This window comes from Candidatus Saccharibacteria bacterium oral taxon 488 (genome assembly GCA_013100805.1).
Lineage (GTDB): Bacteria > Patescibacteriota > Saccharimonadia > Saccharimonadales > Saccharimonadaceae > Nanosynbacter.
In genome coordinates this window covers 148,877-175,306 of record CP040000.1, presented here as the reverse complement: position 1 = coordinate 175,306, position 26,430 = coordinate 148,877, and the positions used below count along the sequence as shown (strand labels likewise).

General features: G+C 51.9%; 29 protein-coding genes and 1 rRNA gene. 5 read left to right on the top strand and 25 right to left on the bottom strand.

Features of this window, described 5'->3' with window-relative positions; translation table 11 throughout:
* Nucleotides 1-6 precede the first annotated feature (6 nt).
* From FBF27_00900 to FBF27_00820, 17 genes are all read right to left on the bottom strand, one after another.
* The gene (locus FBF27_00900) at nt 7-948 is read right to left on the bottom strand and encodes a hypothetical protein (protein ID QJU08978.1); all 942 of its coding nucleotides are present in this window, start codon (nt 946-948) and stop codon (nt 7-9) included.
* Nucleotides 945-1,736: an inositol monophosphatase gene (locus tag FBF27_00895; GenBank protein QJU08977.1), complete on the bottom strand. Its 792-nt coding sequence runs from the start codon at nt 1,734-1,736 to the stop codon at nt 945-947. Before FBF27_00895 ends, FBF27_00900 begins: the two co-directional genes overlap by 4 nt.
* Entirely contained in the window at nt 1,730-2,254 is a 525-nt protein-coding gene (locus FBF27_00890) for a hypothetical protein (protein ID QJU08976.1), read from the bottom strand. Before FBF27_00890 ends, FBF27_00895 begins: the two co-directional genes overlap by 7 nt.
* A complete protein-coding gene (locus FBF27_00885) occupies nt 2,232-2,762 on the bottom strand; it encodes a ClbS/DfsB family four-helix bundle protein (protein ID QJU08975.1) in 531 nt (176 codons plus the stop codon). Before FBF27_00885 ends, FBF27_00890 begins: the two co-directional genes overlap by 23 nt.
* Nucleotides 2,763-3,100: 338 nt before the next feature.
* Nucleotides 3,101-3,790 carry a hypothetical protein gene (locus tag FBF27_00880; GenBank protein QJU08974.1) on the bottom strand — a complete coding sequence of 230 codons (690 nt, stop codon included), beginning with the start codon at nt 3,788-3,790 and terminating at the stop codon, nt 3,101-3,103.
* A gap of 51 nt (nt 3,791-3,841) precedes the next feature.
* Complete coding sequence (locus tag FBF27_00875) at nt 3,842-4,453, bottom strand: vitamin K epoxide reductase family protein (GenBank protein ID QJU08973.1); 612 nt, start codon at nt 4,451-4,453, stop codon at nt 3,842-3,844.
* Entirely contained in the window at nt 4,446-4,703 is a 258-nt protein-coding gene (locus tag FBF27_00870; GenBank protein ID QJU08972.1) for a hypothetical protein, read from the bottom strand. The genes FBF27_00875 and FBF27_00870 overlap by 8 nt, the downstream gene beginning before the upstream one ends.
* A complete protein-coding gene (nrdR, locus tag FBF27_00865; protein QJU08971.1) occupies nt 4,703-5,155 on the bottom strand; it encodes a transcriptional repressor NrdR in 453 nt (150 codons plus the stop codon). Before nrdR ends, FBF27_00870 begins: the two co-directional genes overlap by 1 nt.
* On the bottom strand, nt 5,156-6,346 hold the full coding sequence (gene ftsZ, locus FBF27_00860; GenBank protein QJU08970.1) for a cell division protein FtsZ: 1,191 nt from the start codon (nt 6,344-6,346) through the stop codon (nt 5,156-5,158). It lies immediately after the preceding gene.
* A gap of 53 nt (nt 6,347-6,399) precedes the next feature.
* Nucleotides 6,400-7,623 carry a cell division protein FtsA gene (gene ftsA, locus FBF27_00855; protein ID QJU08969.1) on the bottom strand — a complete coding sequence of 408 codons (1,224 nt, stop codon included), beginning with the start codon at nt 7,621-7,623 and terminating at the stop codon, nt 6,400-6,402.
* Nucleotides 7,624-7,644: 21 nt separating this feature from the next.
* Nucleotides 7,645-8,412 carry a type I methionyl aminopeptidase gene (gene map, locus FBF27_00850; protein ID QJU08968.1) on the bottom strand — a complete coding sequence of 256 codons (768 nt, stop codon included), beginning with the start codon at nt 8,410-8,412 and terminating at the stop codon, nt 7,645-7,647.
* Complete coding sequence (locus FBF27_00845) at nt 8,400-8,951, bottom strand: oxidoreductase (GenBank protein ID QJU08967.1); 552 nt, start codon at nt 8,949-8,951, stop codon at nt 8,400-8,402. The genes map and FBF27_00845 overlap by 13 nt, the downstream gene beginning before the upstream one ends.
* A gap of 22 nt (nt 8,952-8,973) precedes the next feature.
* Nucleotides 8,974-9,432 (bottom strand): GatB/YqeY, encoded by a 459-nt coding sequence (locus FBF27_00840; GenBank protein QJU08966.1) that lies wholly within the window; start codon nt 9,430-9,432, stop codon nt 8,974-8,976.
* On the bottom strand, nt 9,432-9,650 hold the full coding sequence (locus FBF27_00835) for a hypothetical protein (GenBank protein ID QJU08965.1): 219 nt from the start codon (nt 9,648-9,650) through the stop codon (nt 9,432-9,434). Before FBF27_00835 ends, FBF27_00840 begins: the two co-directional genes overlap by 1 nt.
* A 117-nt stretch (nt 9,651-9,767) precedes the next feature.
* On the bottom strand, nt 9,768-10,367 hold the full coding sequence (locus tag FBF27_00830; protein QJU08964.1) for a hypothetical protein: 600 nt from the start codon (nt 10,365-10,367) through the stop codon (nt 9,768-9,770).
* 200 nt (nt 10,368-10,567) lie between these two features.
* Nucleotides 10,568-12,205 (bottom strand): single-stranded-DNA-specific exonuclease RecJ, encoded by a 1,638-nt coding sequence (gene recJ, locus FBF27_00825; GenBank protein QJU08963.1) that lies wholly within the window; start codon nt 12,203-12,205, stop codon nt 10,568-10,570.
* The gene (locus FBF27_00820) at nt 12,205-12,507 is read right to left on the bottom strand and encodes an ArsR family transcriptional regulator (protein ID QJU08962.1); all 303 of its coding nucleotides are present in this window, start codon (nt 12,505-12,507) and stop codon (nt 12,205-12,207) included. The genes recJ and FBF27_00820 overlap by 1 nt, the downstream gene beginning before the upstream one ends.
* Nucleotides 12,508-12,672: 165 nt before the next feature.
* On the opposite strand from FBF27_00820, the gene priA reads away from it, so the two are divergent.
* Genes priA through fmt form a run of 3 tightly spaced genes read left to right on the top strand, consistent with a single transcriptional unit; the run spans nt 12,673 to nt 16,092 of the window.
* A complete protein-coding gene (priA, locus tag FBF27_00815) occupies nt 12,673-14,616 on the top strand; it encodes a primosomal protein N' (GenBank protein ID QJU08961.1) in 1,944 nt (647 codons plus the stop codon).
* A 23-nt stretch (nt 14,617-14,639) separates the two neighbouring features.
* Nucleotides 14,640-15,215 carry a peptide deformylase gene (def, locus tag FBF27_00810; protein QJU08960.1) on the top strand — a complete coding sequence of 192 codons (576 nt, stop codon included), beginning with the start codon at nt 14,640-14,642 and terminating at the stop codon, nt 15,213-15,215.
* 1 nt (nt 15,216) lies between these two features.
* A complete protein-coding gene (fmt, locus tag FBF27_00805; protein QJU08959.1) occupies nt 15,217-16,092 on the top strand; it encodes a methionyl-tRNA formyltransferase in 876 nt (291 codons plus the stop codon).
* 32 nt (nt 16,093-16,124) lie between these two features.
* Here the strand turns inward: fmt and FBF27_00800 are convergent, their stop codons facing one another.
* The 5 genes from FBF27_00800 to FBF27_00780 form a co-directional block, all read right to left on the bottom strand.
* Nucleotides 16,125-16,574 (bottom strand): hypothetical protein, encoded by a 450-nt coding sequence (locus tag FBF27_00800; GenBank protein ID QJU08958.1) that lies wholly within the window; start codon nt 16,572-16,574, stop codon nt 16,125-16,127.
* 186 nt (nt 16,575-16,760) lie between these two features.
* A complete protein-coding gene (locus tag FBF27_00795; protein QJU08957.1) occupies nt 16,761-18,512 on the bottom strand; it encodes a hypothetical protein in 1,752 nt (583 codons plus the stop codon).
* Between the two features lie 135 nt (nt 18,513-18,647).
* Nucleotides 18,648-20,414 carry a translation initiation factor IF-2 gene (locus FBF27_00790; protein ID QJU08956.1) on the bottom strand — a complete coding sequence of 589 codons (1,767 nt, stop codon included), beginning with the start codon at nt 20,412-20,414 and terminating at the stop codon, nt 18,648-18,650.
* A gap of 69 nt (nt 20,415-20,483) precedes the next feature.
* A complete protein-coding gene (locus tag FBF27_00785) occupies nt 20,484-21,554 on the bottom strand; it encodes a S1 RNA-binding domain-containing protein (GenBank protein QJU08955.1) in 1,071 nt (356 codons plus the stop codon).
* A gap of 122 nt (nt 21,555-21,676) precedes the next feature.
* On the bottom strand, nt 21,677-22,120 hold the full coding sequence (locus tag FBF27_00780; protein QJU08954.1) for a hypothetical protein: 444 nt from the start codon (nt 22,118-22,120) through the stop codon (nt 21,677-21,679).
* Between the two features lie 76 nt (nt 22,121-22,196).
* Here FBF27_00780 and FBF27_00775 point away from each other — a divergent pair, with 76 nt between their 5' ends.
* On the top strand, nt 22,197-23,000 hold the full coding sequence (locus FBF27_00775; protein QJU08953.1) for an ROK family protein: 804 nt from the start codon (nt 22,197-22,199) through the stop codon (nt 22,998-23,000).
* Entirely contained in the window at nt 22,966-23,442 is a 477-nt protein-coding gene (locus tag FBF27_00770) for a hypothetical protein (protein ID QJU08952.1), read from the top strand. Before FBF27_00775 ends, FBF27_00770 begins: the two co-directional genes overlap by 35 nt.
* Before the next feature lie 44 nt (nt 23,443-23,486).
* Here FBF27_00770 and FBF27_00765 read toward each other — a convergent pair whose 3' ends face one another.
* The 3 genes from FBF27_00765 to rrf form a co-directional block, all read right to left on the bottom strand.
* Complete coding sequence (locus FBF27_00765; protein QJU08951.1) at nt 23,487-23,762, bottom strand: hypothetical protein; 276 nt, start codon at nt 23,760-23,762, stop codon at nt 23,487-23,489.
* Nucleotides 23,763-24,219: 457 nt separating this feature from the next.
* Nucleotides 24,220-26,112, bottom strand: a complete 1,893-nt coding sequence (locus tag FBF27_00760; GenBank protein ID QJU08950.1) for a hypothetical protein — start codon at nt 26,110-26,112, stop codon at nt 24,220-24,222.
* Between the two features lie 88 nt (nt 26,113-26,200).
* Nucleotides 26,201-26,309, bottom strand: a 5S ribosomal RNA gene (gene rrf / locus FBF27_00755).
* Between the last annotated feature and the right edge of the window lie 121 nt (nt 26,310-26,430).

Genomic DNA, 26,430 nt, shown 5'->3' with positions numbered 1-26,430 from the left:
TGCTCATTATACTTCCTCCCATATTTTACGTTGTATCATCTCAAAAATCGGCACATTATCCTTGTATCCACGCGGCGATATTGGTGACGGATGAAAGATCGGTATAACTCGCGTCCCATGAACAGAAAAACTCTTCCCTGCAACGTCGGTTAGTCTCTGAAACGGCCGATCGATCAGCATCTGCGTTGGGATAGCTCCCATCGTTAGCACTAGTTTTGGACGTAGGATCTTAATTTGCCGCTCGAGGGTCGGTCGGTAGAGCTGAGCCAACTTCTTTAGGTGACGACGATCTGACGGAAAGCATTTGATCGCCTCTAAAAAAGTCACTGACAGGAGTTCCTTATTGAGGATAGTAAGTAGTTTTTGCATTATTATACCGCTTGGTAGCAGCTTCCCGTCTGTATTGTGCCAGGCGACGCCGCTCTTCACCCAGCCAGTTCGTGCTGGCGCTTCGCCAACGATGATAATATCGTTATTATCCCCAAACCAAATCATCTGCTTCTGCAGACAGTCCTCGCCCATACACCCATAATCCACGCTAGCTATCTCATCAGCTACCTTATCCAGTTTCGCTAGAAATTGCGCCACCCGCATGCACAATAACTCATATCGCTGAAAAGTATCTGCGTGTCTCAGAATCCGCCCCTTTTCACGTACTGCCGATGTATGATATTCGATTTCACCTACAGCAAATTGCCCCACCGTACTATCGACCATCTGGTCATTAATAACATTGAAATAATGAGGCACACCAGCCACCATGCATTTTCGTATCTCGCCGCCACAATAATCCTGCAATATGAGCGCTGAAACTGCACACTGTCCAGCACTTGGATTATTTGGTGACCAATTATCAAAATAGGACGTCTCGCGCGACCAGCCAACAGAGAGAGCGTTACGGATTTTTGTAACAGAGCTCGTACGCTGCCGTTTCAAGTCATTAATCATAGTTCCCTCATCGCCTCCACTATCTCCTCATGAACAATTCCATTGCTTAATACCGCCCCGCAAATATCCTGATCATACCGCTGCTCCCGGCCGAAAAGATCAGTCACCTTACCGCCAGCTTCCTCGACGATGACTTTCGCCGCCGCAATGTCAACATTTTTACCCTTCGTACCAGCGAAGACTGACGCCGCAAACTCACCGCGCGCCACTAAGGCTGCCGCGTGCGTCGTGCTTCCTAGCGTTGTGACGTATGCGCCCTTCTCGTACGCTAACTCGTGAATCACCCGCATAACATCCCACTGGGCACTCGGCCACCAATCCACGTTCATCTTAGTCATTCTGCCAAAACCCCTCTTATTTACGTAAACCTGTTTACCATTCATAAACGCACCCTGGCCACGCACCGCCCAATATAAATGATCGCTAAACGGGGCATAAATCACACCGACTTCCGGTTGGCCGTCAATTACTAATGCCAAAGAGAACACCGATACCGGTAACTCCATCGCAAAAGGCACCGTGCCATCAATCGGATCGCACACCCACACGTAGTCCGAGCCACGGCGAGCACTCGCTTCTTCACCGTCAATATCATGGTCTGGATATCGCTCAGTTACCCGCTTAATGACGAGATCGTTAATCTCCTCATCAGCAACAGTCACGATTGTATTGTTTGCTTTGAAATGAGAGTCTGGTTTTTTACCAAAATATTCTTGCATAATGTCGCCCGCTTCTCGTGCCACACTTTTTGCAAAATCAAGCCATTCTCGTTGTTGGTTGGTCACAATTTACTCCTTAATAATATATTTCTTAGTGTCATCACCACTGCATCATCCAGCACCCGCACTCGATCTGTATGCCGATCACTATACCCAAGCGCACCCTTCTGATTTGTATAGAGCGTTATGTGCGGAATGATAAACTCTGCCCGCGGGATCAGCTCACGAATTGCATCACGCCAAGTTTCTAGTTCATCCCATCGAGCGAGCCCGATAATCGTTTCACGGCCAGTCACGTCATCCTTTAGCTTAAGAAAATCACCGGTCAATTCTGGCTCTGTAGTCATTGCTGCACCAGCTTGACACGACACCTGTTCCAGCCACCCATGACCAGCCTCATCGAGCCCGTACTCCTCACGCACCGCAAATAACGACAAATGGAATTCATCATCTTTGAGCAACAACCCCGCCACTTGACGCGGAAAGTCTATCGCACGCACCAAATCAGTCGTATCATACATGATATAATCATGCGTCCGATCAATGACAAAACTCGTAATGCGATTATCCTGCGGTATAATGCTCATCCTCTCTCTCCTCCATAGCCTTGCGCAACCTACCGTGTGCATTTCGCAATGGCGCGACTGTGTTGAGCTCTATTATCCGTGCCATGGTATACTCTCGTCCACTCGTCTTCGTCCGATACCATACGACGTGGTAGAGGTCGTCTTCTGATGTCTGCTCGATCAGTTGGTCAAGCGCTGCCACCGCTTCATCAAGCTTTGTCAGTACGGCACCATACGCTATATCAGCATATTGCATATAGAACTTTTGCGCTACCGCACCATAGCCAGTGGTAATAATCGTCGGCACCATATGAGTCTGATGATATGCACTGCCCCACTCTAGCACCGTGGTAGCCCACCCTAGTAGGTAGCCGGCTAGCTGGTGAGGATTCATCATCGTGCCTTTTATCTGCCCCGGAAGCACCAGCTCATCCGCCCAGGGAGCGGCTGCCTCGAGCAGTGGCCACAGCGCCGCACACTCATGGCGAATGGCGTGCTGCAAGGCTGACTTGTGGGCTGGTATCGGCATGGCTACTCCTTATATAACTAAAATCACCTCTTCTGACTTCGAGAATCCGCTGGAGGTGCTTCAAACGGACGGTACCATCTCGATTCCAAAAGAAGTGATTCTTCGCGATCTTTGCCAAGTTGACCGGTATCCACGCACTCTTTTAGCGCTCAATCGTCACTTTGTCGCAGTGAGTCACGGCGGGGTCTAATCTCAGCTGATAAAAAGCCAATTTCTTCCCGCAGGCTTCGCGGTTGATAGTCGCTCATTTCGCGCTAATGTCGCCAAGACTACTACCCAGCACACGCGAAAACGCCCTACGACAATTGTAGCGCGTTTTCACCAAAATCCCAAGGGAATTATTTAACTTCCAAGCCGCCCAAAATACACTCACCCCTCAGGTGGATTATCTTTTTGGCAGAAGACTTCGGCGCAGTTTTATCCTCACTGCCGCCCAAAATACCGCGAACATCATTTTGGACAATTACGTCGTCCGGCAAACTAATGTCAATACCACCACAAAACGTAAACACATCAATCACTGCACCGTCCTTAATCTTTGCCTGGCGTAGATCCAACTCCACACCGCCAAATATCGCCGTTAGCGAGCCGCCAGTATAATCGCCTTTCACCCGCGATTCTTCGCCGTAAAAAATTGCAACTTTTTCGTTATCACTACCATCAGCGGCCAGCTTTTTAGATCGTCTGCGGCCCCCAGACCCGATACTCAGCATGATTACCAAGCCAACAATGATTAATATCACTGGCCAAAATAGCTTCCAGACACTAATATTAATCACATTATAAGCGTTCAGTCCGATCGCCGTACCAACAGCTATCAACAGTAGCCCCCATACCCAAGCCGCTGGTCTACGGGAGCTGAATAGTGCTGATAAGCCAGCCAGGAGAAATATACCTGCCCAAAAAGTACCCCAAAATAGGTGCCAGTCATCAAACTTAATAATCCCGAGATTCCGCAGCAGCAGAATCCCGCCGAGCGCCACAATGGTAATGCCTAAGAACGCTCTGACGAGAAAATTTTTCTTCATATGCCCAGTATACGGATACCAGCACCATTATTCAATACGCCTACTCTTAATTTATGCAAACAGCTCACGCCCGAATGTTGCCAAAATAACAACAACGATCACAACAGCCGCCAGCACCAACAGGAATGTATCAAATCCTCGATCAACAAACTTCCTCATACGTTTGCCACCAATCGCACCAGTCACCACATTATATCTCGTCAATCCGTAACAGACCAGCAGCATACCCGAATCTAGCGTCAAACACCACGGACACAGCGCACCAATATCGACATAGCTCATATAGAACATCCAGCCAGCAAACAACAGGCCGACCACCGCACCCAGCTGTGCACCCCACATAAACCATTTCGGAAACTTCGCACCTGCCAGCAATGCCACCCCGATAGTCACCATCACCGGCAGCGTCATCATGCCGATAAAGCTATTAGGGAAGCCGAGCAACGCCGCTGACCAGTGATTTGCCACTACCGAACAACTTATGGCCGCATTTAGATCGCAGTTCAGCACAGCATGCGAATTTTTAGCAAGCGTCAGCGCCTCGATCGACAGCACAAACGAGGCCAACAAGCCCAAACCGCTGCCGAGCAGCAGCGCTAATGCCGCGAGCTGCCGGCGTTTTGAATCTTTGTTCGAGAGCCACTTACGCAGCATGTCAAACATAAAAACTCACCTCACTAATCGTCGGTAGCGGTAATCCGCGCCACATGTTCTGCATCTGGCTATCAGCGCTCAGCGCGATAACAGTCGGGTATTCAACGATGTCGTATGTCCGGCAAAAATCGCTGCCCTCGGCCGAATCTGGGTCAAGCTCTTCAATCGTGTGCCCCGTCTGCCGACTAAAGTCATGCAGAAAACTAGTGACTTGGCGCGCGTAATCACTTTCCGCCCGGTATACGACAACGACTCGCATTATTCTTGTCCTTTCTGGCGACGCTGTTCCAATATCTTGACGAAATCATCCAGCGTTTCAAACTTCTGAAACACGCTGGCAAAACGCACATACGCCACTTCGTTACATTTCGCCAATTCATCCAGCACAAACTCGCCGATTTGCCGCGACGGTACTTCTGATGCACCGAGTGCATATAATTTATCTTCAACTGCCGTGATAATCGACTCAACTTCCTCGTCGGACTTGAGAAATTTGCCGACCGACTGGCGCACCGCATGCGCAAGCTTGACGCGGTCAAATAACTCGCGGCCACCGTTGTTCTTGATCACGATGAGATTTGGTTTTTCGACTCGCTCATAGGTGGTAAAGCGTCGTCCATCCGGCGTCTCGCGGCGGCGGCGAATCGCTACGCCATCAGAAACCTCTCGCGACTCAATCACGCGGCTATCACCAATGTTAAATCCGCTCATTTATTCCTCCTTGTTCTTTTTGCGGCGACGAAGGAATGCTGGCGTATCATCTTCGTCCGCCTCATCCTCGGCTGGCTGATCCCAGATATTATTTTCCTGCTCGGACGTAAAGTCTGTCGCTCCGCTCTGCTCACTGAGCTCCAGATCAATCCCTTCAACCACCTCGTCATCAACCTCAGTCTCTGATTCATGCGACGCTTCACTCGTCAAACTCACCTCATGATCATGATATGTCTCGCTATCAAACCCAGTAGCGATAACCGTGATGATCACCTCGTCTTCAAGCTCTGGCTTGAGCGTCGCTCCAAAGATAATATTAGCATCAGGACTGACCGCACTGGTAATTACCTCGGCTGCCTCCTGAATTTCTGCCATACTCATGTCATAGCCACCAGTCACGTTAAACAGCACACCCTTCGCGCCGTCAATCGACACTTCGATCAGCGGGCTCTCAATCGCTTGCTGAGCGGCCTGCACTGCACGGTTCTCGCCATCGGCCCGACCGATCCCCATCAGCGCCGAGCCAGCCCGACTCATCACTGCCTTGACGTCAGCAAAGTCGAGATTAATCAGCCCATGTTCGGTAATAAGCTCAGAAATACCCTGCACACCTTGACGCAGCACGTCATCAGCAATCTTGAATGTCTCGAGCAGCGGCGTCCGTCGATCAATCGTCTGCAGCAAGCGATCATTTGGAATGGTAATCAACGTGTCAACTTGTCGACCCAGGTGAGTAATTGCCCAGTCAGCATTCACTCGGCGCTTTTCACCCTCAAAGCTAAACGGTCGTGTTGCCACACCAACCACCAAGATGTCCATCTCGCGAGCGATCTCCGCCACAATGTGTCCAGCACCCGATCCAGTTCCGCCACCAGCACCAATCGTCACAAACACCATGTCCGCACCCTCAAGCGCCTGGCGAATCTCCTCGCGCGACTCATTAGCCGCCGCCTCACCAACCATCGGATCAGCACCGGCACCCAGCCCATTAGTCGTAGTGTGCCCGAGATGAATCTTGACATCCGCCTTGGAATTGTGCAGCGCCTGAGCATCAGTGTTCATGGCGATAAACTGCACGCCAGCGAGCCCCGCATCTTTCATCCGATTAATGGCCGAACCACCAGCTCCACCGACACCGACAACTTTGATACTGGCAAACGTTTGAACTTCACTTGGTGTAATCTGCGGCATTTTCCTCTCCCTATCTTTCTCTTATCAAGTATACCATCTTTGTCTACTAGCTTCTACTTAAACCTCGCTAGCAATCGACTAATCATTCCTCCGGCTTTCTTTGTCACCGAACCTACCTTGCTCTGCGCGTGCTCAGCCCGCTCGGCCCCTGCCCCGTCAATGAGCATCAGACCAATTGCCGCTGCAAACTCCGGCCCATTCGCCTCGTCGCTCACGCCCGCATATCCTGCCGGCACGCCTAGTTTAGCCGCCACGCCGAGGCTATTTTTCGCAAATTCGACCAGATCCTTAACCTTGGCGCCACCACCAACCAGCACCACACCACTTGGCAGCCGTCCGATACCGCCGGCCCGCTTCAACTCTTTGGCAACCAGCTCGAAAATCTCCTCATAGCGCGCCTCGACAATCTCGTCAATCTCGCTTTGTTCAAATGTATACACCTGTTTGTCGTATTTGGTATCAACGCGACCAGCCTTACCGCCGCCCAGCCGGGCGTGCACCAATTTGACCGCCTCAGCGATCTCCGGGTCGGTCTTTAGCCCAATCGCCACATCATTTGTCACGTTCTGCGCCCCCATCGGGATTACCGCCACATGCTGCAAATCGCCCTCTTCAAACACGGCCACACCGGTCGTGCTACCACCAATGTCGATAACCGCCACGCCGTTCTCAATCTGCGACTCACTGAGCACCGCTCGCGCCGCTGCCAACACGCTCGGTGTCAGGCTCGAGGCAGTGACATTCGCCATCTCGGCCGAGCGGCGTAAATTCGCCACATACGGCGTCAAGCCCGAGACCACATTTGCTCGTAGCTCCAGGCGCGTGCCGCTCATCCCCACCGGATCCTTAATATTGTCCTGCCCATCCAGCCGATAGGCATGCGGCACAATCTCCAAAATTTCTCGATTCGCCGGCACCTTCCCGGTCGTCGCCACTTCCTCAATCCGCAGCACATCCTCGTCCGTCACTTCACCGCCACTCATCCCCACCGCGATCATACCATCAGCCTTGGTGCTCAAGATATGCGACCCATTAACACTCAATGCTGCTGCATTGATATGATGACCGCTCATGCGTTCGGCCGCCTCTAACGCCTTGTCAATTGCTGCCGCCGGCCCCGTCAAGTTCGATACCGCGCCCTTACGCATGCCGCTATTCTCACTAACGCCAACACCAACGATGTTCGGCAGCCCCGACTCCCCGATATGCCCAACCACGCAGCGCACGGTCTTCGTACCAACATCAATTCCTACCACATATCGAGATTGTTCTTGCATATGCTTAGTATACCAGATAGCCTAGAGTGTCGTCAAAATCTCCGCACCCGTCTCAGTAATCAATACGGTGTGTTCAAAATGTGCACCCAAACTGCCGTCTTTCAAGCTAATCGTCCAGCCGTCGTCCTCGGTCACAATTTTCTCACTACCGAGGCTGGCCATTGGCTCAATAGCAATCGTGTCGCCTGCGTGCAGCACTGGGCCAGTACCGCGGCGGCCATAATTTGGAATCTCTGGGCTCATGTGCATTTCTAACCCCACGCCGTGGCCAACCAGCTCGCGAATGATACCCAATTTGGCTTTCTTCAATACTGCTTCCACGCCCGCCGAGATATCGCCAACGCGCGTTCCCTCGCCAGAAATCGCATCGATTCCGGCATATAAACTCTGTTCCGTCGCGTGCAGCAAATGCTTTTTAGCACCGCGCGGCTCTTCGTCAATCACCATAGTAAAAGCGCTATCCGTTTTCATACCACGGTAGCCAATCACCAGGTCAAAACTCACCACGTCGCCCTTCTCAAACACATATTCTGTCGGAAATGAGTGCACTAATTGCTCATTAGTCGACACGCAAATCACCCCTGGGAATTTCACCTCATCCGTCAAATACGTCGCTTCCGCACCGAAATCCTTAATTCGCCCAGCCACAAACTCATTAACATCCAGCTCGCTCATTCCAGCCGTCACCCGCTGGCGCAATTCATCATAAATCGTCGCCAACATCCGCCCACATTCGCGCATATCCTTCATCTGCTGCGGCGTTTTTTCGCCAGTAATTAAAGTTGGCATGCGTACGCCGCCTCTTCATAAATCCGGTCATGCACTTCGCCAGCCGTACCGACGCCATCCAAATGGACAATCCTAACGCCCGCCTCGGCAAAAATCCCCAACACCGGATACATTTTTTGCCGATAAATCGTCATTCGCCGGGCAATTGCCTCTGGCGTATCCTCCAACCGACCGCGCTTTTCTAGCCGCCGCATAATTTCCGCCTCCGGCACTTCCAGTGAAATCACCGTATCAATTTTCTCATTCATCCGCGCCATGTACTCATCCAGCCATGCCGCCTGCTCCTTCGTCCGCGGAAAACCATCAACGATAATATTCGAATATTTTTTATCGCGCGCATCCTGCACCGCCTGCTCAAACACTTGGTAAATCAATTCATCGCTCACCAACTCGCCCGAGCGTAAAATATCAATCACCGCCGGATCATTACTTCGGCGCAGCATCTCGCCGGTTGATAGCCATTTCCAACCCTGACGTGCCGCCAGCATCTGCCCCTGCATACTTTTACCAGCCCCCGGCGGCCCAAATAATAAGATCATCCTTTGCTCCTTTTCTGTGTTGTTATTGTTTTGCTAGCGTTTCTTTGGTAATTTTCGCAATCAAGGCGCCGTCAGCCGCATTGCCGGCTTTAGTCTTCACCGCGCCAATCACCTGACCCATCTGCTGCATCGTCGCACCCAAATCAGCAACCGCTGCCTCGACCATTACCCGAATCTCGTCTTCGCTCAGCTGTTTAGGTAAAAATTCCTGTAAAATTACTGCTTCTTTCTCCTCTGGTTCAGCCAATTCCGCCCGGCCATTCGCTCGGTATAACGTGGCGCTTTCTTTGCGTTTTTTAACTTCGCGGGCAATAACCTTCTCGACTTCTACATCGTTTAGACCCTCGTCACGCTTACCGAGCGACACCTCCTCGTTAAGGATTGCCGCCTTCAAATTACGCAACACATCGCCTCGAAAACGATGCCGCCCTAGAAGAGCGGCTTTCATCTCATCAGCAATATGCGCTTTTAGCGCCGACATTAACGCGTTGCCCCCATACGCATCCTGGCTGTTTTCTCGGCTCGGCGCTCGCGGCGAATAATTGCTTTCTTGCGGCGCTCAACTTTGGAAATCGGCTTGGCAAATCGCATCACCGACTTTGCCCGCGCGAGGACACCGCTCTGCAGCACCCTGCGATTAAAGCGACGAATCACATTCTCGTTCGCTTCTTTCTGATCTTTACGTGTAACTTGAACCATACTTTTTGGATTATAACAGATGAGAAATATTTTTGCAAAACAAAACCCTCGCCCTGATTAGCCTCGGAGCGAGGTTTTGTGTGGTGTCATTGTCTCAGAGGGATGTAGCCCGAGTATCTATACACCGATCTCTTCAGGATTCTGCTGAGCTTCAAGCCAACCCTGCAGCACCCGCATCTGGTCGAGATCTTTATTTTGCTCTTCAAGCGCAAGCTCTTTAAATGGCTTCGCTAGATCTGGGTTACCATACTCTGGGTCAAGTACCCACTGGTTACGCTCCAGCCAGTTAGCATGAATTAACGTACCATACTTTTCTTGCACCTCTGGGTCAGACAGATCCAAAGCACGGATGTTATCGGCGCCCACCTCATCCACCAAGCTAATGAGGAATTCTGCACCACCACGGTTCTGCCCTTTCCAATATTCAGAAAACTGATCGTACGGCGTATTAGCAATGTCAATCACCATTGGCTCCGCTAAAGTAAGAGCCACCTCTGGAGGATATCCTTCACTTTCTAGCTGCGCCGCCACATCTTCGGGAGACTTTCCTCGCAAATCTTTTTCGCCATTTGCCCCGCGCCATGCTGGTTCAAACGTACCATCTTCACGTTTTGGATAATTTTTTTCAGCATAATCCCGCGCCAATGGTATCGCTAACGACTCAACACGTGGGTCTAGACCTTGTTCTTTTTCAATTTTTTCATAATTTTGTGTCATGTTTGTTTCCTTCCGCATGTTTAGCAAGCTTTATATTATGGGCTCATATTACTCTCTCGCGCGCGATTTGTCAAGTCACCAACATTCCCTCAAAAACCACAAGCCCACACAACATAACATCGTTGCGAATTTCACAACGAAAAAACCACTGCACTCAAGCGACTAGCTGTCATCTCCAGACAAAAGTTGTAATTACCACGTCAATCAAACAAAGCCACGTGAACGAGCCGTCCCTCAACCGTCCGCACTCCCTGCCACTCGTTGACGGTTGACTGAAACCACGCCGCCACCTCGTCGCCTGGCTCGCGGAAAAACTCCTCTGGCGCGTTAAATGCCAGCATCTGCAACACTTTACCATTTTTATCACGCAGCGCTAATTTAACGTGTTGCCCGTCCGCGCCCATTCGTCGCATGCTCAAAACTGATGCCCTGGTAATTTTTAGCACTGGTTCGGGATTACCATTGCCAAATGGCTCCATTTTCGCCAGATTTGCCACCAATTCCTCATTAATTTCCGAAAAATCATCAATTTCTACATCAGCTCGTGGCAATAAATATCGCTCTTGGTTTGTCAGCTGCAGCGAATCATAAAACTCATTCACACGACGACGAAAATCGTTAATTCTCTCAGTCTCCAGTGTCACACCTGCCGCCGCTCCGTGCCCGCCGCCTTTGATGATAATGTCATCCGCTGCCCGCACGGCATCTGCCGCTGAAAAATCACCAAAACTGCGCGCCGAACCCGTTGCTTCCTCGCCGCGCTCGCCAATGATAAACACCGGCTTTTTATATTTTTCCACCAGTTTTGACGCCACGATGCCGATAACGCCGTGATTCCAGCCATCACTACTGACCACCAACACCCGATCATCAGCCAACTGCTCGGCTTGTACGCACGCTTCCTCAAAAATCGCGTCCTGAATGCCACGCCGCTTAACGTTCAACTCCTCCAACTTCTCGCTTGCCTCTAGCGCCGCCAGCCCATCACGCGCCGTCAGCATATCCAGCGCGTACTGCGCTGTTTCCAAGCGCCCAGCCGCATTCATCCGCGGCCCCAAACCAAATCCCAGATGCCGGGCATTAACCTGCTCTGGTTCAATACCCGCCACCGCCATCAACGCTTTCAGTCCTGGACGTTGTTGTTTTTTCAACACCTCCAAGCCCCAATACACATTTGCCCTATTTTCATCAGCCAACGTCACAATGTCACAAACCGTCCCCAACGCCACCAAATCGAGCAGCCATTTTTCATAGCCGTCAGGTAACCCATCTAGTTCTGTCTGCAGCGCCTGCACCAACTTAAACGCCACGCCCGCACCGCACAAATCGCGGAATGGGTATGTATGACCCGAAAACTTCGGATTAACTGCCGCAATACTCGGTGGCGGAGTCTCAGCGACATTGTGATGATCCGTCACCACCGTATCAATACCTAAACTAGTGGCATAGGCAATTTCCACATGGCACAAACTGCCGGTATCCACTGTCACGATCAAATCCGCTCCCATATCGCGCACCTTGTCCACCGCACCCATGGTCATGCCATAACCCTCAACAAAACGGTTCGGAATGAAAGCATCGACGTCCTCAAAACCAAACTTACCAAAGGCATCCAGCAGCAGCGCCGTAGCGCTCAGTCCGTCAATGTCATAATCGCCGTAAATGACAATTTTTTCGCCCTGCTCCCGCGCCTGTTTCAACCGTGCCACTGCCTTTTTCATGTCTGGCAGCAAAAACGGATCATGTTTCACAGCCATATAATCTGGCTGCAAAAAAGCCTGGCGCGCTGCCCGCGTCGTCAGACCGCGCGCCGTCAAAATCTGCTCGAATAAGGTCATCAATCTCTATCAACCGAGCCGCGCTTCGGCCGGGCCGCATGTTGCTGCGACTTAATCACCATACTCTGTAATTCCTTGAAAATCGGGAACTGCTTGTTCGTAAAGTATGCCCGCGAATTGCCCTGCTTTTCACTCCTCAGGAAACCAACCTTCTCTAGCCGCTTGAGCTCGCGCTGAATATTGCCGGGATCTTCCTTGATCAGCTTGGCTAGCCCCCGAACATGCGTATGAAAATCAGGATACTTGGCATACACAACTACGATTTTGCGTCTCACTCGTGATGTAATAAAAATGTCAAGCATTCTCTCCCCATATTCCCTTTCGTTACCACTCAGTGTATCACAATTTTACAACACCCGACAAGCTTTTTTCGACAATTATACGCCCTACCCTTCAGCATACGTGCTTACACCCTAAAACGCTCATGATTATATTCAACCAGCCAGCGCGGTATAATAAAGCAAGACATGCACTACTATTTGGTATCACCGATCAAGATCATTCGTGCCGATGCGCATTCGTTTACCTATGCACACCCTGAGCAGCTGCCAGTCGGTGCGCTGGTCGTTATAGAAGTTGGCTCAACTCAGTGCGTTGGCATCATTATGTCGGCAGTCGTTAAGCCCGAGTTTACGGTTAAAGAAATCGTCCAGCTTTTAGATGACGCTCCCGTGCCGCTACCGCTCATCCAAACGGCTCTGTGGATGAGCGGCTATTATCATACGCATCTCGCGACCGTCTGGCAAACCATTCTGCCACGCGGTTTGACGAAAAAGCGCCGTCACATACCCGCACGCGCCGCCAGTCCGCAGGCCTCACGACCACCGACAACAGCACTCACGCCCGACCAGAGAGCCGCCATCACTGCCGTTGACGACATGCTCCCCGGCAGCGCCCTACTACATGGCGTGACCGGATCCGGCAAAACGCATGTCTACATTGAGCTCGCCCGGCGGTTGGTGGACGAGGGTTTATCGTCAATTATTCTGGTGCCAGAAATTGCCCTCACATCACAACTCGTTAGCGAATTTGCGAGGTATTTCGACAATATTATCCTCACCCACTCGCGTCAGACCGAAGCCGAGCGGCACGTGACTTGGCAACATGTTATCAATTCACGCGACCCGCTCATCGTCATCGGCCCTCGATCAGCCCTGTTCATGCCCGTCCAGCAGCTGGGGCTCGTCGTCATTGATGAATGTCACGAACCCAGCTTCAAACAAAAACAATCGCCCCGCTACTCAGCGCTGCGTACTGCGGCCATTCTCGCTCGCCAGCACGAAGCCAAGCTTGTCCTCGGCAGTGCCACCCCTACGATCAGCGATTATTTTCTGGCAAAAACTGCTGGCCGGCCTATCATCGCTATGCCCACGCCCGCCCGTTCAGACGCCGTCAAGCCACGCATCTCGCTGGTTGATATGACCAAGCGCACAAACTTTACTCAGCATTTCTTTCTCTCTGATCAACTACTCTCGGCTATCACCGACTCGCTGAATGACGGTCATCAGGCCCTCATCTTTCACAATCGCCGCGGCACCGCCGCTATCACCCTATGTGAACAATGTGGCTGGAACGCCGGCTGTCCGCGCTGTTTTGTGCCACTCACCTTACACGCCGACCAGCACCAGCTCCTCTGTCATATCTGCGGTTTCACTGCAACCGTCCCTACCAGCTGCCCCGAGTGTCGTCATGCCGATATCATTCATAAAGGCCTCGGCACCAAGCGCATCGAGGCAGAATTACGCAAGCTCTTTCCCGCAAGCACCATCGCCCGCTTCGATGCCGATACAAGTACCAACGACGCGGCCGATAAGCGCTACAATGAGCTCAAAAACGGTTCAATTGGCATCATCATTGGCACCCAAGTGATCGCCAAGGGCCTCGATCTACCGCACCTACGCACTGTTGGTGTCGTCCAAGCTGACGCCGGGTTGACACTGCCTGACTTTTCCTCAAGCGAGCGCACCTTCCAGCTCCTCGCCCAAGTCGTTGGCCGCGTTGGCCGCTCCCATCACGCCACCGACGTCATCGTCCAGACCTTTCAGCCGGATCATCCCGCCATCCGAGATGGGCTTGCCCAAAACTATACTGATTTCTACGCCCGCACTATCGCCCAGCGACGCGCCACTGACTTTCCACCGTTCGTCTATCTACTTAAATTAACCTGCGTCTACAAAACCGAAGCTGCCGCCATCCGCAACGCCAAAAAGCTCGCCCAGACACTGCGGGCAGCTGCCCCGGCCGACGTACGCATCCTCGGCCCAACACCAGCATTTTATGAACGAGTCCGCGACACGTACCGCTGGCAGCTCGTCCTTAAAAGTCCCCGCCGCAGCGACCTTGTCAGTCTCCTTGATCTCGTACCACCCGCTCATTGGCAGGCTGAGCTCGACCCGACCAGCCTCCTCTAACCACCTGTGCTATAATAATCACAATGACTAAAGACGATATTATTGCCCTACCCAATCCGCACCTCCGCCAAAAATCAGCTAAAATTCACATCATCACCGACGAGGTGCGCCAGTTATCAGCCGATATGATCGCGGCCGCTCTTGACTGGGAAGATTCTCGCCCTCATGAAATCAGCGCTGCCCTAGCTGCCATCCAGGTTGATCGCCTCGAGCGCGTCATCATCGTCCGCAGCGACTTTGACGACAAAGCTACTCGCGAATTCACCACCTTGATCAACCCCGAAATTGTCAAATACGAGGGAGAAATTGTCGCCGATTTCGAAGGCTGCCTCAGCGTCAAGCACGTCTACGGCAAAGTCCCTCGCCATTCTAAAATCCGCGTCAAGGCTCTTGATCTCGACGGCAACGAGATTCGCCTCAAGGCCGAAGGCTTCCTCGCCCGTGTTATCCAGCACGAGATCGATCACACCAACGGTATTGTCTTTATCGACCATATCCGCGACCAGCACGACGCTTTTTACACGCTTGATGATTCTGGTGAATTACAGCCGCTTGATTATGAAGCCGACATCAAAGATAATGCTCAGCTGTGGGACTAACATGCCACCAATCATCTTTTTCGGCACCGAAGCGTACAGTCTGATTACCCTTAAAGCACTCTACGAGGCAGGATTTCCCATTTGCGCCGTCATCACCAAACCCGATATGCGTAGCGGCCGTGGCCACAGGCTCACCGAGCCGCCAGTCAAGACCTTTGCCCGCCAACACGGCATCCTCGTCTGGCAACCCAACAAACTCCGTGACCTAATCCCCGATATCACCGCCCTTCAGCCCGTCGCCGGCGTCCTTGTCGCCTACGGCAAAATTATCCCCCAGTCAATCATTGACCTCTTCACTCCTGGTATTATTAATCTCCATCCCTCGCTACTGCCAAAATGGCGTGGCCCTTCGCCCATTGAGGCCGCCATTGCACACCAAGACTCAGAAACCGGCATCTCCATTATGCAACTTGACGCCCAGATGGATGCTGGCCCAATTTACGCCCAACACCGTCACCCGCTCACCGGCACTGAAACCAAACCGCAGCTATATGATGAGTTGTTTGCTGCTGGCAGCGACCTGCTCGTACGCACGCTGCCGGGCATCCTCGCCGGTACGCTCCAGCCAACTCCACAAAACGACGCCGATGCCACGTATTGCCAACTGCTTTCCAAGGATATGTCGCTCATTGATCCTGCCACCATGACCGCCGCAGCCACCGATGCCCATGTGCGGGCGTATCTCGGCTTTCCACGTAGTCGTCTGCGCATTCATGACCGTGAACTCATTATTACCAAAACTCGTGCCTCAGACGCCCCAGAATCGCCGCTGAGCGTTAAGTGCTGTGATGGACGATATCTTTCTATCCTCGAGCTGATTGCCCCGAGCGGCAAACAAATGGCCGCAGAGGCGTTTCTCCGCGGCCATCAAGGCTAAGTTCATGAGCTAAGGCAGCTTAAAGGCTCGCTCTAAGCTTGTCCCGGCGCCGAGGATGCACCCATACCGCCTAAAATAGCCTCGCGGTTAGTTATAATCTCCTTCTTCAGCTCGTCCATCGTTGCCGCCACCACATCGCGATAATCAGGCCGGTTTACCTCTAGCCACTTCGTCGCCGCAAACTCGTCTTTTAGACCAGGATTATTCGGATCAGCCTTGGTCGCCTGCACCAGCCGCTGGAACATTGGCTCCTGCTGGTAATTTGGTGCGTGTTTGGCGAGAAATTCATCCACTGCGCCCGGCGCCTTGTCGATAATGTTCGCAAACTCATCCAGCTGCGCGTCGGTCATCCCCTGACTCAGCCGCTCGCCGACCCGTAGCTCCAACTCACTATAAATATGCTGCAAAAACGGCTTCTTCTGCTCATCCGGCAGCTGATCTAGTCCTAATTCTTTCAAAAAATTATCATCTAGTTGGAACATATCGTCTCCTTTGCTTCACTGCTCTTTTGTCTATTATATCAATTCTTCATGTTTATACCAACTCACTAGCGATTGCAGCCAAGAGACCCGACCCATAGCCACTAAAGATCTCTCTCGATATGCCTACCTCTCTACAAAACCTGCGCTTTTGCCCTGCGGCACTCTCACCTCTTTCCTGCGTTTGTTTTATTTGTTAGATAGCTCGTTATTATACGGCTCATTAATGCCAAGTAGGCGGATGGCCCCCCAGCCAAATATCTTCCTTATACTGGCTGCTCCCTTTTTTTCCGAGCCATTTTTCAACTCAAGGTCACTCCCCTGTTGCTTCTGCTTTGGGTCATCGCCTTCTCGCCCTGGATCTAGTTTGGCTGCTTCACCATCTCTATCAACAGTCAGGCGCGGTGGCTTATTATTCTGCCACCATGCAAACTCATCAAGTAACTTCTTTTCTTTTGATAGATAAAATTCTCTCACTTGTTTTGACAGGGAGGGCTTGTCAAGTCCCTCCTCCACCTCCTTGAGGGCGGTAATAACATCACGCACTTTACTGAACCACGAGATCAGATCATACTTAGAGACATCTTCTTCATAGCTATTCAGAAATTCTTTGTGCTTTTCATACTCTTGCTCGTAAGCCTCTCTCAGTTTCTTGACCTCGGCGACTGTTGTCAAGCGACCCTCTCTAGTATCATCACCCGAAGATCCCTCTGGTCCCGCGGCGCTAGACCGTCGTGACTGATCACTATTATCCGGTCCACTTGAAGCACCGCCGCCAAATATATCAAGCTGCTCATTAATCTTATCAATCATACTATCTACTATTCCAATACGGTGTAGCAGCCGACACCCCTTTTCACTTTCCTTATCTTTAAGATCGTCATGCTCTTTCTGCAGATTACGTCGCCGGACCTCTAGTCGACCGCGGTGGTTCTTTAACATCTCCGTTCTCTGCTCCTCCCCAGACAACTCACCTAAGCCCTCCGGCCCGCCTTGGCCACCGCCGCTTTCGCTGGTCACTAGTGCTGGTCGTCCGCCAGCTTTCAATGGATCAGTAGCCGAACTGTCGAGAGCGTCGTTTAGACCCTTCATCAGCTGTCGCACTTCACGCATCAGTGCAGCTTTGCTTACGAGATCAATATTTGGGTTACTGTTGCTAATAACTGCTTGCGCGTCGCGCATAAAGCCAACGGCTTCATTCATCAACTCTTTTTTTCCAGACCCTTCCCCTTCACTGCCTGAAGCCCCCTCTGGCCCCCGCACCGGCTTCACCGGAGCTGTTGGCACGGTCTGGGTTGGCTCGGACTGTGTCGCCGGGGCAGACTCTGGGGCTTGAGGTGTAGCTGGGAAAGAAAGGGTTCGCTGGGTGGCTGCTTTGGTGGCTTTTTCTTTAGCGACATTTTCGGCGTTATCCATGATCTTAGTAAGCTGACGGATACGTTGGTCGATGGCTTCTTGGCTTAGATCGTAGGTTTCGGCTCGTTCAATGAGTCTTTGGAGGATCTCGTCTTGGAGATCATCAGCCATAGTCTTGTCGCCACGAGCAAGGGCTTCTCCGGCAGCGGTTGCGAGGTCAGTGAGACTCGTGGCCTCACGCTCACGGCGTGCTTCGTTGAGGGTTTGGTTATAGAGGTCTTCTTCGGATGGAAGTAGGTTGCCATTTGGATCTTTGCCGTATTCGTCGGGGCGTTGGTTGAGGTAGGCTTCCCAGTCATCTTGTGCGAGTTGTGCGAGCTGCGCTTCTTCCATTTGTGCGAGCCGATCTTCTTCCTCTTGCTTTCGTAGATCTGGGTCAAAGAGCGCTTCAGTGCCGAGATCGTTGGCGTCAAGCTTTCCCGTAAAGCGAGGGTCTGAGTCTAGGGAATATGACGAGGAGGTTGCGGCCTCTGGATTGAGAGACTCAGATGAGGGTACTGGTGGGCGGTTTGGGTTTTTGAGCATTGTGGTGGTTCCTTTCTGGGGGGATCGCGGTCGGCACTTTTGCTACCGACTAGCTTATGTTTTGAATGGTAGCAGATTTTTGGGGGAAAGTCAACCTATTCGTAACTAGTCTTAACAGGACTGTGCGGCATAAGCCTACAGCGTCTTCTTCACCAGCTCCCGCGTAAAGAACTCCAGCGTGTCACCTTCCTCGACAACGACTTTTCGCGTAGTTTTGAGGCTGAGCCCACACATTTCACCCTCAAACACCTCTTTGGCTTCCTGATGTTGACGCTGGACGGACGATACTTCAACCTCGGCAATATGCTCATCGCCACGCTTCAGGCGCGCCAACAGGCCCTTATAAACCTTACCCGTCATCACTTCACCACCAGCGATCACCTCTTCGCGCACCGTTCGGAACACGCCCTTAACGCTCAGCTGGCCGACCTCGGTCTCGACGACCTCTGGGGCCAGTAACGCTTCCATGGATTGCTTGGCGTTATCAAGTAGTTCATAAATCACTCGATACAGCCGCACCTCAACATGCTCACGTGCTGCCAGGCGCTTCACTGCTGGCGGCAGATCAACATTAAAACCATAAATGACCGTGTTCTCGCCAACTGCCAGATGAATGTCATTTTCTGAAATATTACCAACCCCACTACCGATGACATGTAGATCCACCAAGCCACCTGTATCAATCAATTTCAGGCTATCAATCACCGACGTGAGCGACCCCTGAACATCAGCCTTGACGAGAACATTGAACGACTCAGCGTCATGCTGCTGACTCATCATTTTCAAAATATCCGAGCTGGTGACATTGGTGCTGGCAGCCATTTTTTCCTGCTCTAGGCGCGCTGCCTGCGCCAAATGCCGCGCCTCTTTCTCATTTTTAGCCAACCGAAAGCTATCACCAAACTGCGGCAGCTCCTTAAATCCAGTTACGTTAACAGGTGTACTCGGGCCGGCCATTTTCATTGTCTGACCACGAAAGTCCGACATTGTTCGTACTCGACCGTACGCCGTGCCGGCCACCAGATAATGCGCTGGTTTTAGCTGACCGTGCTCGACGAGTAGCCCAACCACCGCGCCGCGCCCAGTTTCCATATGTGCCTCAATTACCAAGCCCTCCGCCGGGACATCCTCATCCGCCCGTAGATCTTCCATATCTGCTACGAGTAGCACCATGTCAAGCAGCTTATCCAAATTCTGGCCAGTTTTAGCACTGACTTCCACCATCACCGTATCGCCGCCCCACTCCTCAGGATTAAGGCCATGCTCAGATGCCAGTTGCGTTTTTACCAGCTGTGGGTTGGCGGTATCTTTGTCAATTTTATTGATCGCCACCACGATTTTCGCGTTAGCCGAACGGGCAAATCGAATCGCCTCGACCGTCTGCGGCTTGACGCCATCGTCAGCCGCTACCACAATAATCACCACATCAGTCAGCACCGCACCATGTTGCCGCAGCGCTGCAAATGCCTCATGCCCTGGAGTGTCGAGCAGTGTAATCATCCGCCCATTACGCCTCGTTTGGTAGGCACTAATGTGTTGCGTAATACCACCGGCCTCGCCTGCAGCAGTCTTGTTACCCAAAATCGCATCCAGCAAGCTCGTCTTGCCGTGATCAACATGCCCCATCACCGCCACAATCGGTGGACGCGGCACTGCCCGTTCCGACAGCGTATGCTCCACACGCGCATGACCAACGGCCGCCTCCTTTTTCTTAAGCGTTACCTCAAGGCCCAGCTCTTCAACGATAATCGACGCCGTCTCAAAGTCCAACCGCTGATTAATCGTCGCCGCGATACCATTCTTAAACAGCTCGCCAATGAGCGTCGTGACCGGTAGATTCAAGGTAGTAGCGAGCTCTCCGACGGTTACTGAATCTGCAATTGCGACAATCTTTTCTGTCATCTGCTCGTGCTCCTTTCATCGCCGGCGTGACACCTCGGCGAACTGTTTACATTACTCTTTTTCTATAGGCTATTTTTTCTTGCCGCCAGCCAGCGACAGCGAAATCTTGCGATTATCTTTATCAATTTCGAGCACCGTAAAGGTCTTGCGCTCATTTAATGTAAAGACTTTCTCCGGGTCAGTCCCATCGCCACCCAGCTCCGAAACGTGAACGAGAGCCTCGACAGCTGGACTTAGCTGCACAAATGCACCAAACGGTGTAATCCGTGTGACTGTACCTTCGACGTCCTCGCCTGACTTGAACTGCTCCACTTCATCCAGCCATGGGTCCTTCGTCAGTTGCTTCATGCTCAAGCTGAGGCGCTCCTTGTCGATGGCGATAATCTTTGCCTCTACGGTCTGACCAACCTTGACGTAATCGCTCGGATTGTTGACCCGCTCCCAGCTAATTTCTGAGATATGAATCAGTCCCTCAATTCCCTCAACGTTCACGAATACACCAAAATCTACCACGCCAGTCACGATACCCTTGACGGTATCACCAACCGACAATTTCTCAAACCGCTCCGCCAGGCCCTCTTTGATGGCCTCTTTTTCGGAAAAGATGAGCTTGTTCGCCTTGCGATCAGCATCCAAAATCCGTACGCGAATCTCTTTGTTGACCAGCACGTTAAGCCGCTGCAAGATCTCGTCCTTGTCACTTGAACCAACTCGCGGATAATGCTCAGCCGATAGCTGCGATACCGGCAAGAAACCGCGCACCCCTTCATATTCAGCCAACAGACCACCACGATTGGCGTCATACGGCGTCACCGTTACAATTTCACCGCTCTCCAATTTGGCTGCAACCTCGTCCCAACCACGATCGCGCGCCGCTTTACGCATACTGAGCAGTGAATAACCGTTGTCCAGCTCAACCTCGACAACACTCGCAGTTACCTCATCACCTTCGGCGTAATTGTTCGACATGCTCACCTCGCGGCGCGGCACCAAGCCAACGCCCAAAGGCCCCAGATCAATCAAAACTTCGTGTTTCTTTATTGATAAAATAGTTCCGTGCACAACCTCGCCCGCGGTCAGCTGTTTCACGGAGTCGCTCGCCTGAGCAAGCAGATCGTCCATGGTCAATGGATTTGCCATACGTCCAAATAGACTCCCATATTACGTTAATATTCTTATCCAAGCGGCCTGCCAAAACAGTCACCTCTTGGAGGTCTCGCTTTATTATATCGTAGATAACGCCTCGAGTAAAGAGAAGGAAGCTAAACTACCAACATTGACCGGCGATAAGCAAAGCCCGCGGCCACAATCAGCCCCAACACGAAGCCAACTGCCAACGAGTCAGCCGGCCCAGTTGCTGGTAAGCGGGATGACCCACGGCTATTGTTTTGAGCTGGCGGCGTTGGTTGATTCTGCGCGTGTTGTTGAGGCTGCTGCTGCGCGGACTTATTTGACTCAGCCGAAGAAGTGTCTTTTTTCTCATCGCTCTTCTCGTTCTTCTTTTTGTCGGCCGATTTATCGTCAGGCTTCGTGTTGTTCGTCTCTTTTTGCTGCTCACTCGTCGCAGCATTTTCCGTCGATGAGGCAGCCTGGTTCTGTGCTGATAATTGTCGCAACCCGTATAACGTTGCCAAAGCGATCGCCGCCAAAATAATCCCTACAATCACGTAGATTACGACATATCCTCGCTGGCGGTTCTGCTTCATACTATTATCTCCCTGATGTTACTAATACTTACTGTACCATATTGTCACCGCTCTCGTAAAGGGGTATACTAGCTTCATGATTATTGCGATTGATACTGGAGGCACAAAAACATTAGTCGGACGATTTACCGACAACGGCACACTAGAGACAACAACTCGGTTTGCCACCCCAACAGACATTACGGCGTATATCAAACAGGTCATTGACACTATCGCCGTGATCGCCGAGGGCGCACCTGTTACAGACATCTCGATCGGCCTACCCGGCACCGTCACTGACGGTGTCGCTACATATTGCATTAACCTCGGCTGGTGCGAGGTGCCCATCCGCGACCTCCTGGCCGACCACTTTCCTGACGCCCAAATCATCCTCGAAAATGATGCCAACCTCGCCGGCCTCGCCAGCATACGTCGCCTTGAACCACAACCAGCCTGCGGCCTCTACGTCACTATCGGTACAGGCATCGGCACCAGCATTATCCTCAACGGCACACTCCACCCCAGCCTACGCAGCAGCGAAGCCGGTCATATGCAAATCGCATATCAGTCAACCATCGATTCGTGGGAAAACCTCGCTTCCGGACGAGCGCTCAGTCAACAGTTTGGTGAATTATCGGACGCAACACCGCCCGAAGCTTGGTTTGAGGCTGCCAAGAGACTCAGCTTAGGACTGCAGGCACTGATCGCTGCTATTCAGCCAAACGTTATCGTTATCGGCGGCGGTGTCGGCCGCTACACCGATAAATTCTCTGCATCACTAGCCGGACTTATCACCGAGAAACTACCGTCATTTATCACCTGCCCGCACATCGTTGGTGCAGCACACCCCGAGGAGTCTGTACTCTATGGTTGCTACGATAACGCTATCGTCCATCGTTAAGCAGCTGGCCAGCGATTACCCAGAGTATCAGTTCCGAGCTGGCGATGTTTTTTCGTGGTCACACCATTCACGGACTATCACTTATATCAACGAGGCGTCACCAGCTGCTACCGCCCAGCTGCTCCACGAAACTGCCCACGCCATCCTAGACCATCATCACTATACTCGTGATATCGACCTAATCGCCATGGAACGCCAAGCCTGGGAGCTAGCTGTCCATCAGTTAGCCCCGCGCCATAACATTACTCTAACTATGAATGACGACGTCGTTCAGGATGCGCTTGATAGCTACCGCAAGTGGCTACACGCCCGCAGCACGTGCCCGACATGTAGCGCTGTCGGTATAGAAATCGCCAAGCACCACTATCGCTGTCTCCACTGCGCTAGCAACTGGCGCGTCAACGAAGCTCGATCCTGCGAACTCCGCCGCTACCGCGAATAGCCCTCTACGAAAAGAGGGCTACCGCATCATTTTAAGCAGTTTGGCTACGCGGCCAGCGTCACGTCGTCTTGGGTCGTTGTCTGTACTGTTGATACCGTCGTTGCTGGATTAACTGTTGTCGTGGCCGTCGTCGTTGCCTTACGCCGACGAGAAATGCGACCACCTTTAGCACCAGCGATCCGTGCCAGAGCTGGGTTTGCCGCAAAGCCACCGGTCCGTCCGTTCCGACCGCCCTTCGCGCCGATCTTGGCATAAAAGTCTGGGTCACGCGCTAAGTTTTTCGCTGCCGCTTTCATACCGCCAATTTTTGTACCTGCCATGTGAGTTTTCCTCCCTAATTAAAAAGATTTCCACATCATTTACTATGGAAACCCTCGCCTTTATATATCACACATGATATGTGTTATGTATACATATTATCATACTGCTCATACTTTGTCAACATTTACATAAGCTATTTTTATTGTGAATAAAATATTGCAATCAGCGATTTACTTCGCTATAATAGAACCTGTCACTTTGTGACGGCACCTGTTGGAGCTTAGAAATGATGAGTTCCACCACTCAAAAACCACCCTTTCTGCGAGATGGGTGGTTTTTGATTGTGAAAGGAATTTCGCCAATAGCTAAAATTGTCTACATCGAAAGTTACCCCGACAACGAGAAAAATACGTATACTCATCTTCAACTTTCCGACTACAAAGCCCGCGTCTATAGAGCTAGCTCAATGACAAAGACGCGAGGGGCCTGGCTATACCATCCTCACTTCAGTACCGATTAATGCACCGCCAACAGCTGCGCCGCCGGTCCAGCACCAGCTGTCATCGCCACAAACTGCGCTCTCGTCCAATAGAGTCGTCCTGCGATCGGGTCATTAACATAGAACCCGAGCGGATCGTGCGGCTCACCGCGAACCCCAACAATGAGGCGTACATGCATCGGTATTGGCCCGCTGACCGTCCGACCTGACGGCGTCCTCCAACTATCAATTTTTGCGCCAATCCGCCATACGCCCCACGCAATGACTGGATTACCGTTATGAATTTGCTGTGCTACGAAATTCGCATTGGCACCATATGCCACTGACGTCCTGCGACCATACTGCCCAGCCGCCCGTGCCACCGGACCAGCATATACACCCCAGCCCGTTCCCGTACCTTGGTTGCCGTTTACGTCGCCCACAAACTGCGCATTCGGATCGTCCCACTCATTTGTCGCCTTGTCTCGTGGTCGTGGACGGTACCCGAAACGCTGCAAAATGTTCCAATCATTATCATGTACACCACGATATGCCAAGGCCATACGCAGCGAGGCCGCTTCGCAGCTTTGGGCGTACGCCTGACGATAGAATGGTACGTTATTGAGTTTGACGACCCGTGAATTAGTTGTGAACGATGTCGCAATTCGCTCTACACTCGGCAGTCCAAATACTGGCTGCACGCCCGGCTCTACCCAAACCTGGACTTGCCGCTGAAAGCCCATATTGACCACCCGAGCAACCATCGTATTACCACGCCAGGAAATACTCTGAACTGTACCAGATGAAACCCTAAGGCGATCCTGGGCGCTCTTGTGGTCAACTGCCTGATCAAAGGTTATCCATACATCCTGCGCCGCTTGATCAACAGTGGTTCGCCACGGGGACGCCCCCACACCACGCACATGCCCATTAGTGGTAAATATCTTTTTTACTTCCTCGACGAGAACACCTCCACGAGCTGTCCGTAGGCCTTTAGGAATGGTGTATGTGTATGTCTTGCCCGGCTCCAATTTATCTGCCTTGAATACGTACTCGGTATCGCTCCGCCACGAACCATTACCAGCCGTGTCAACCGCTATATTTGGCCGATCCTTTGCATCAATTGCTTCCTGAAACGTCAACTTCAATTCATCTGATGGCGTTACTGAATGCTCTTTAATCGGTGACCCAATCGCCGGTAGTGGCGCACTCTTCACCGTAAAACGTTTTAACTCTTCCTTCTGGGCTTTATCGTATAACTTGAAGGTGTACTGCGTGTCAGGTGCTAGTAGGCCAGCATATTTCCATGAAAATGTTTGATCATCAGACGACTCACGCTTCAGCCCAAGCGCTGGCTCAGTCGTCAATTCTAGATCGCGCAATTTACTCGCCCGCGACCCCAAACGCACCGTCAACGCCTGGTCCATCGCGATCACCTCTTTGCCGTCCAGCGATGTCGTATCCACTCGTGGTGCTTTTTGCGTCTTGAACGATACATCATGGATTGTCGCATTACCAAACAGCGAACGTCTCGCCCCCGGGAACGCCACGGTGTAATTTGTATCAGCTGCCAGTGGCTGGTCGGGCGTAAACTCCATCTCAAAAACGCCGAACAACTGTCGCTTTTCGCGCCACGTACCACGCACTTCTGGCTTAATCTCTGGCCTCACCTCGCCAAGCTGTTGATTAAACTTCAGGCGAATCGGCCGGTCAATCGCCTGCAAATCCTCGTCGGACACGCGCTCAGCGCCGACATTGCCACGCGTTGTGATAACAAACAGCACTCCAACTACTACCACCGTCAATGCAACAATACCGCCACCAATAATAACCCACGATTTTGGCCGCCTCAACCAAGACGCGCACATCACCACAAACCCCCCACGCTCCGACCTCAGGGACTCTGGCTGTTCTGTTTGTTTTTTATCCATTTCCTCATCATTATATCATACTTATGCTACTCGCAAGCGCCTCTGGCAAAAACGAAAAAAGACTCCCTATTCGGAAGTCTTTTTTATAATTCGGCACCGTGCTAGTTTCCCACTTTCGCAGTATAATCGCCGCTGAGGAGCTTAACTTCTGTGTTCGGGATGAGAACAGGTGTTTCCTCCTCGCCATGGGCACCGAAGGAGGGGGTTTAAAGCGCTTGGTTCCACATATACTCGCGTGGTGGGCCAAACCCCTTTCTTCGATGTCCAATCAAATCAGCACGAAATTGAATTGTTAATTGGCTGGTACTTGTTGAAAAG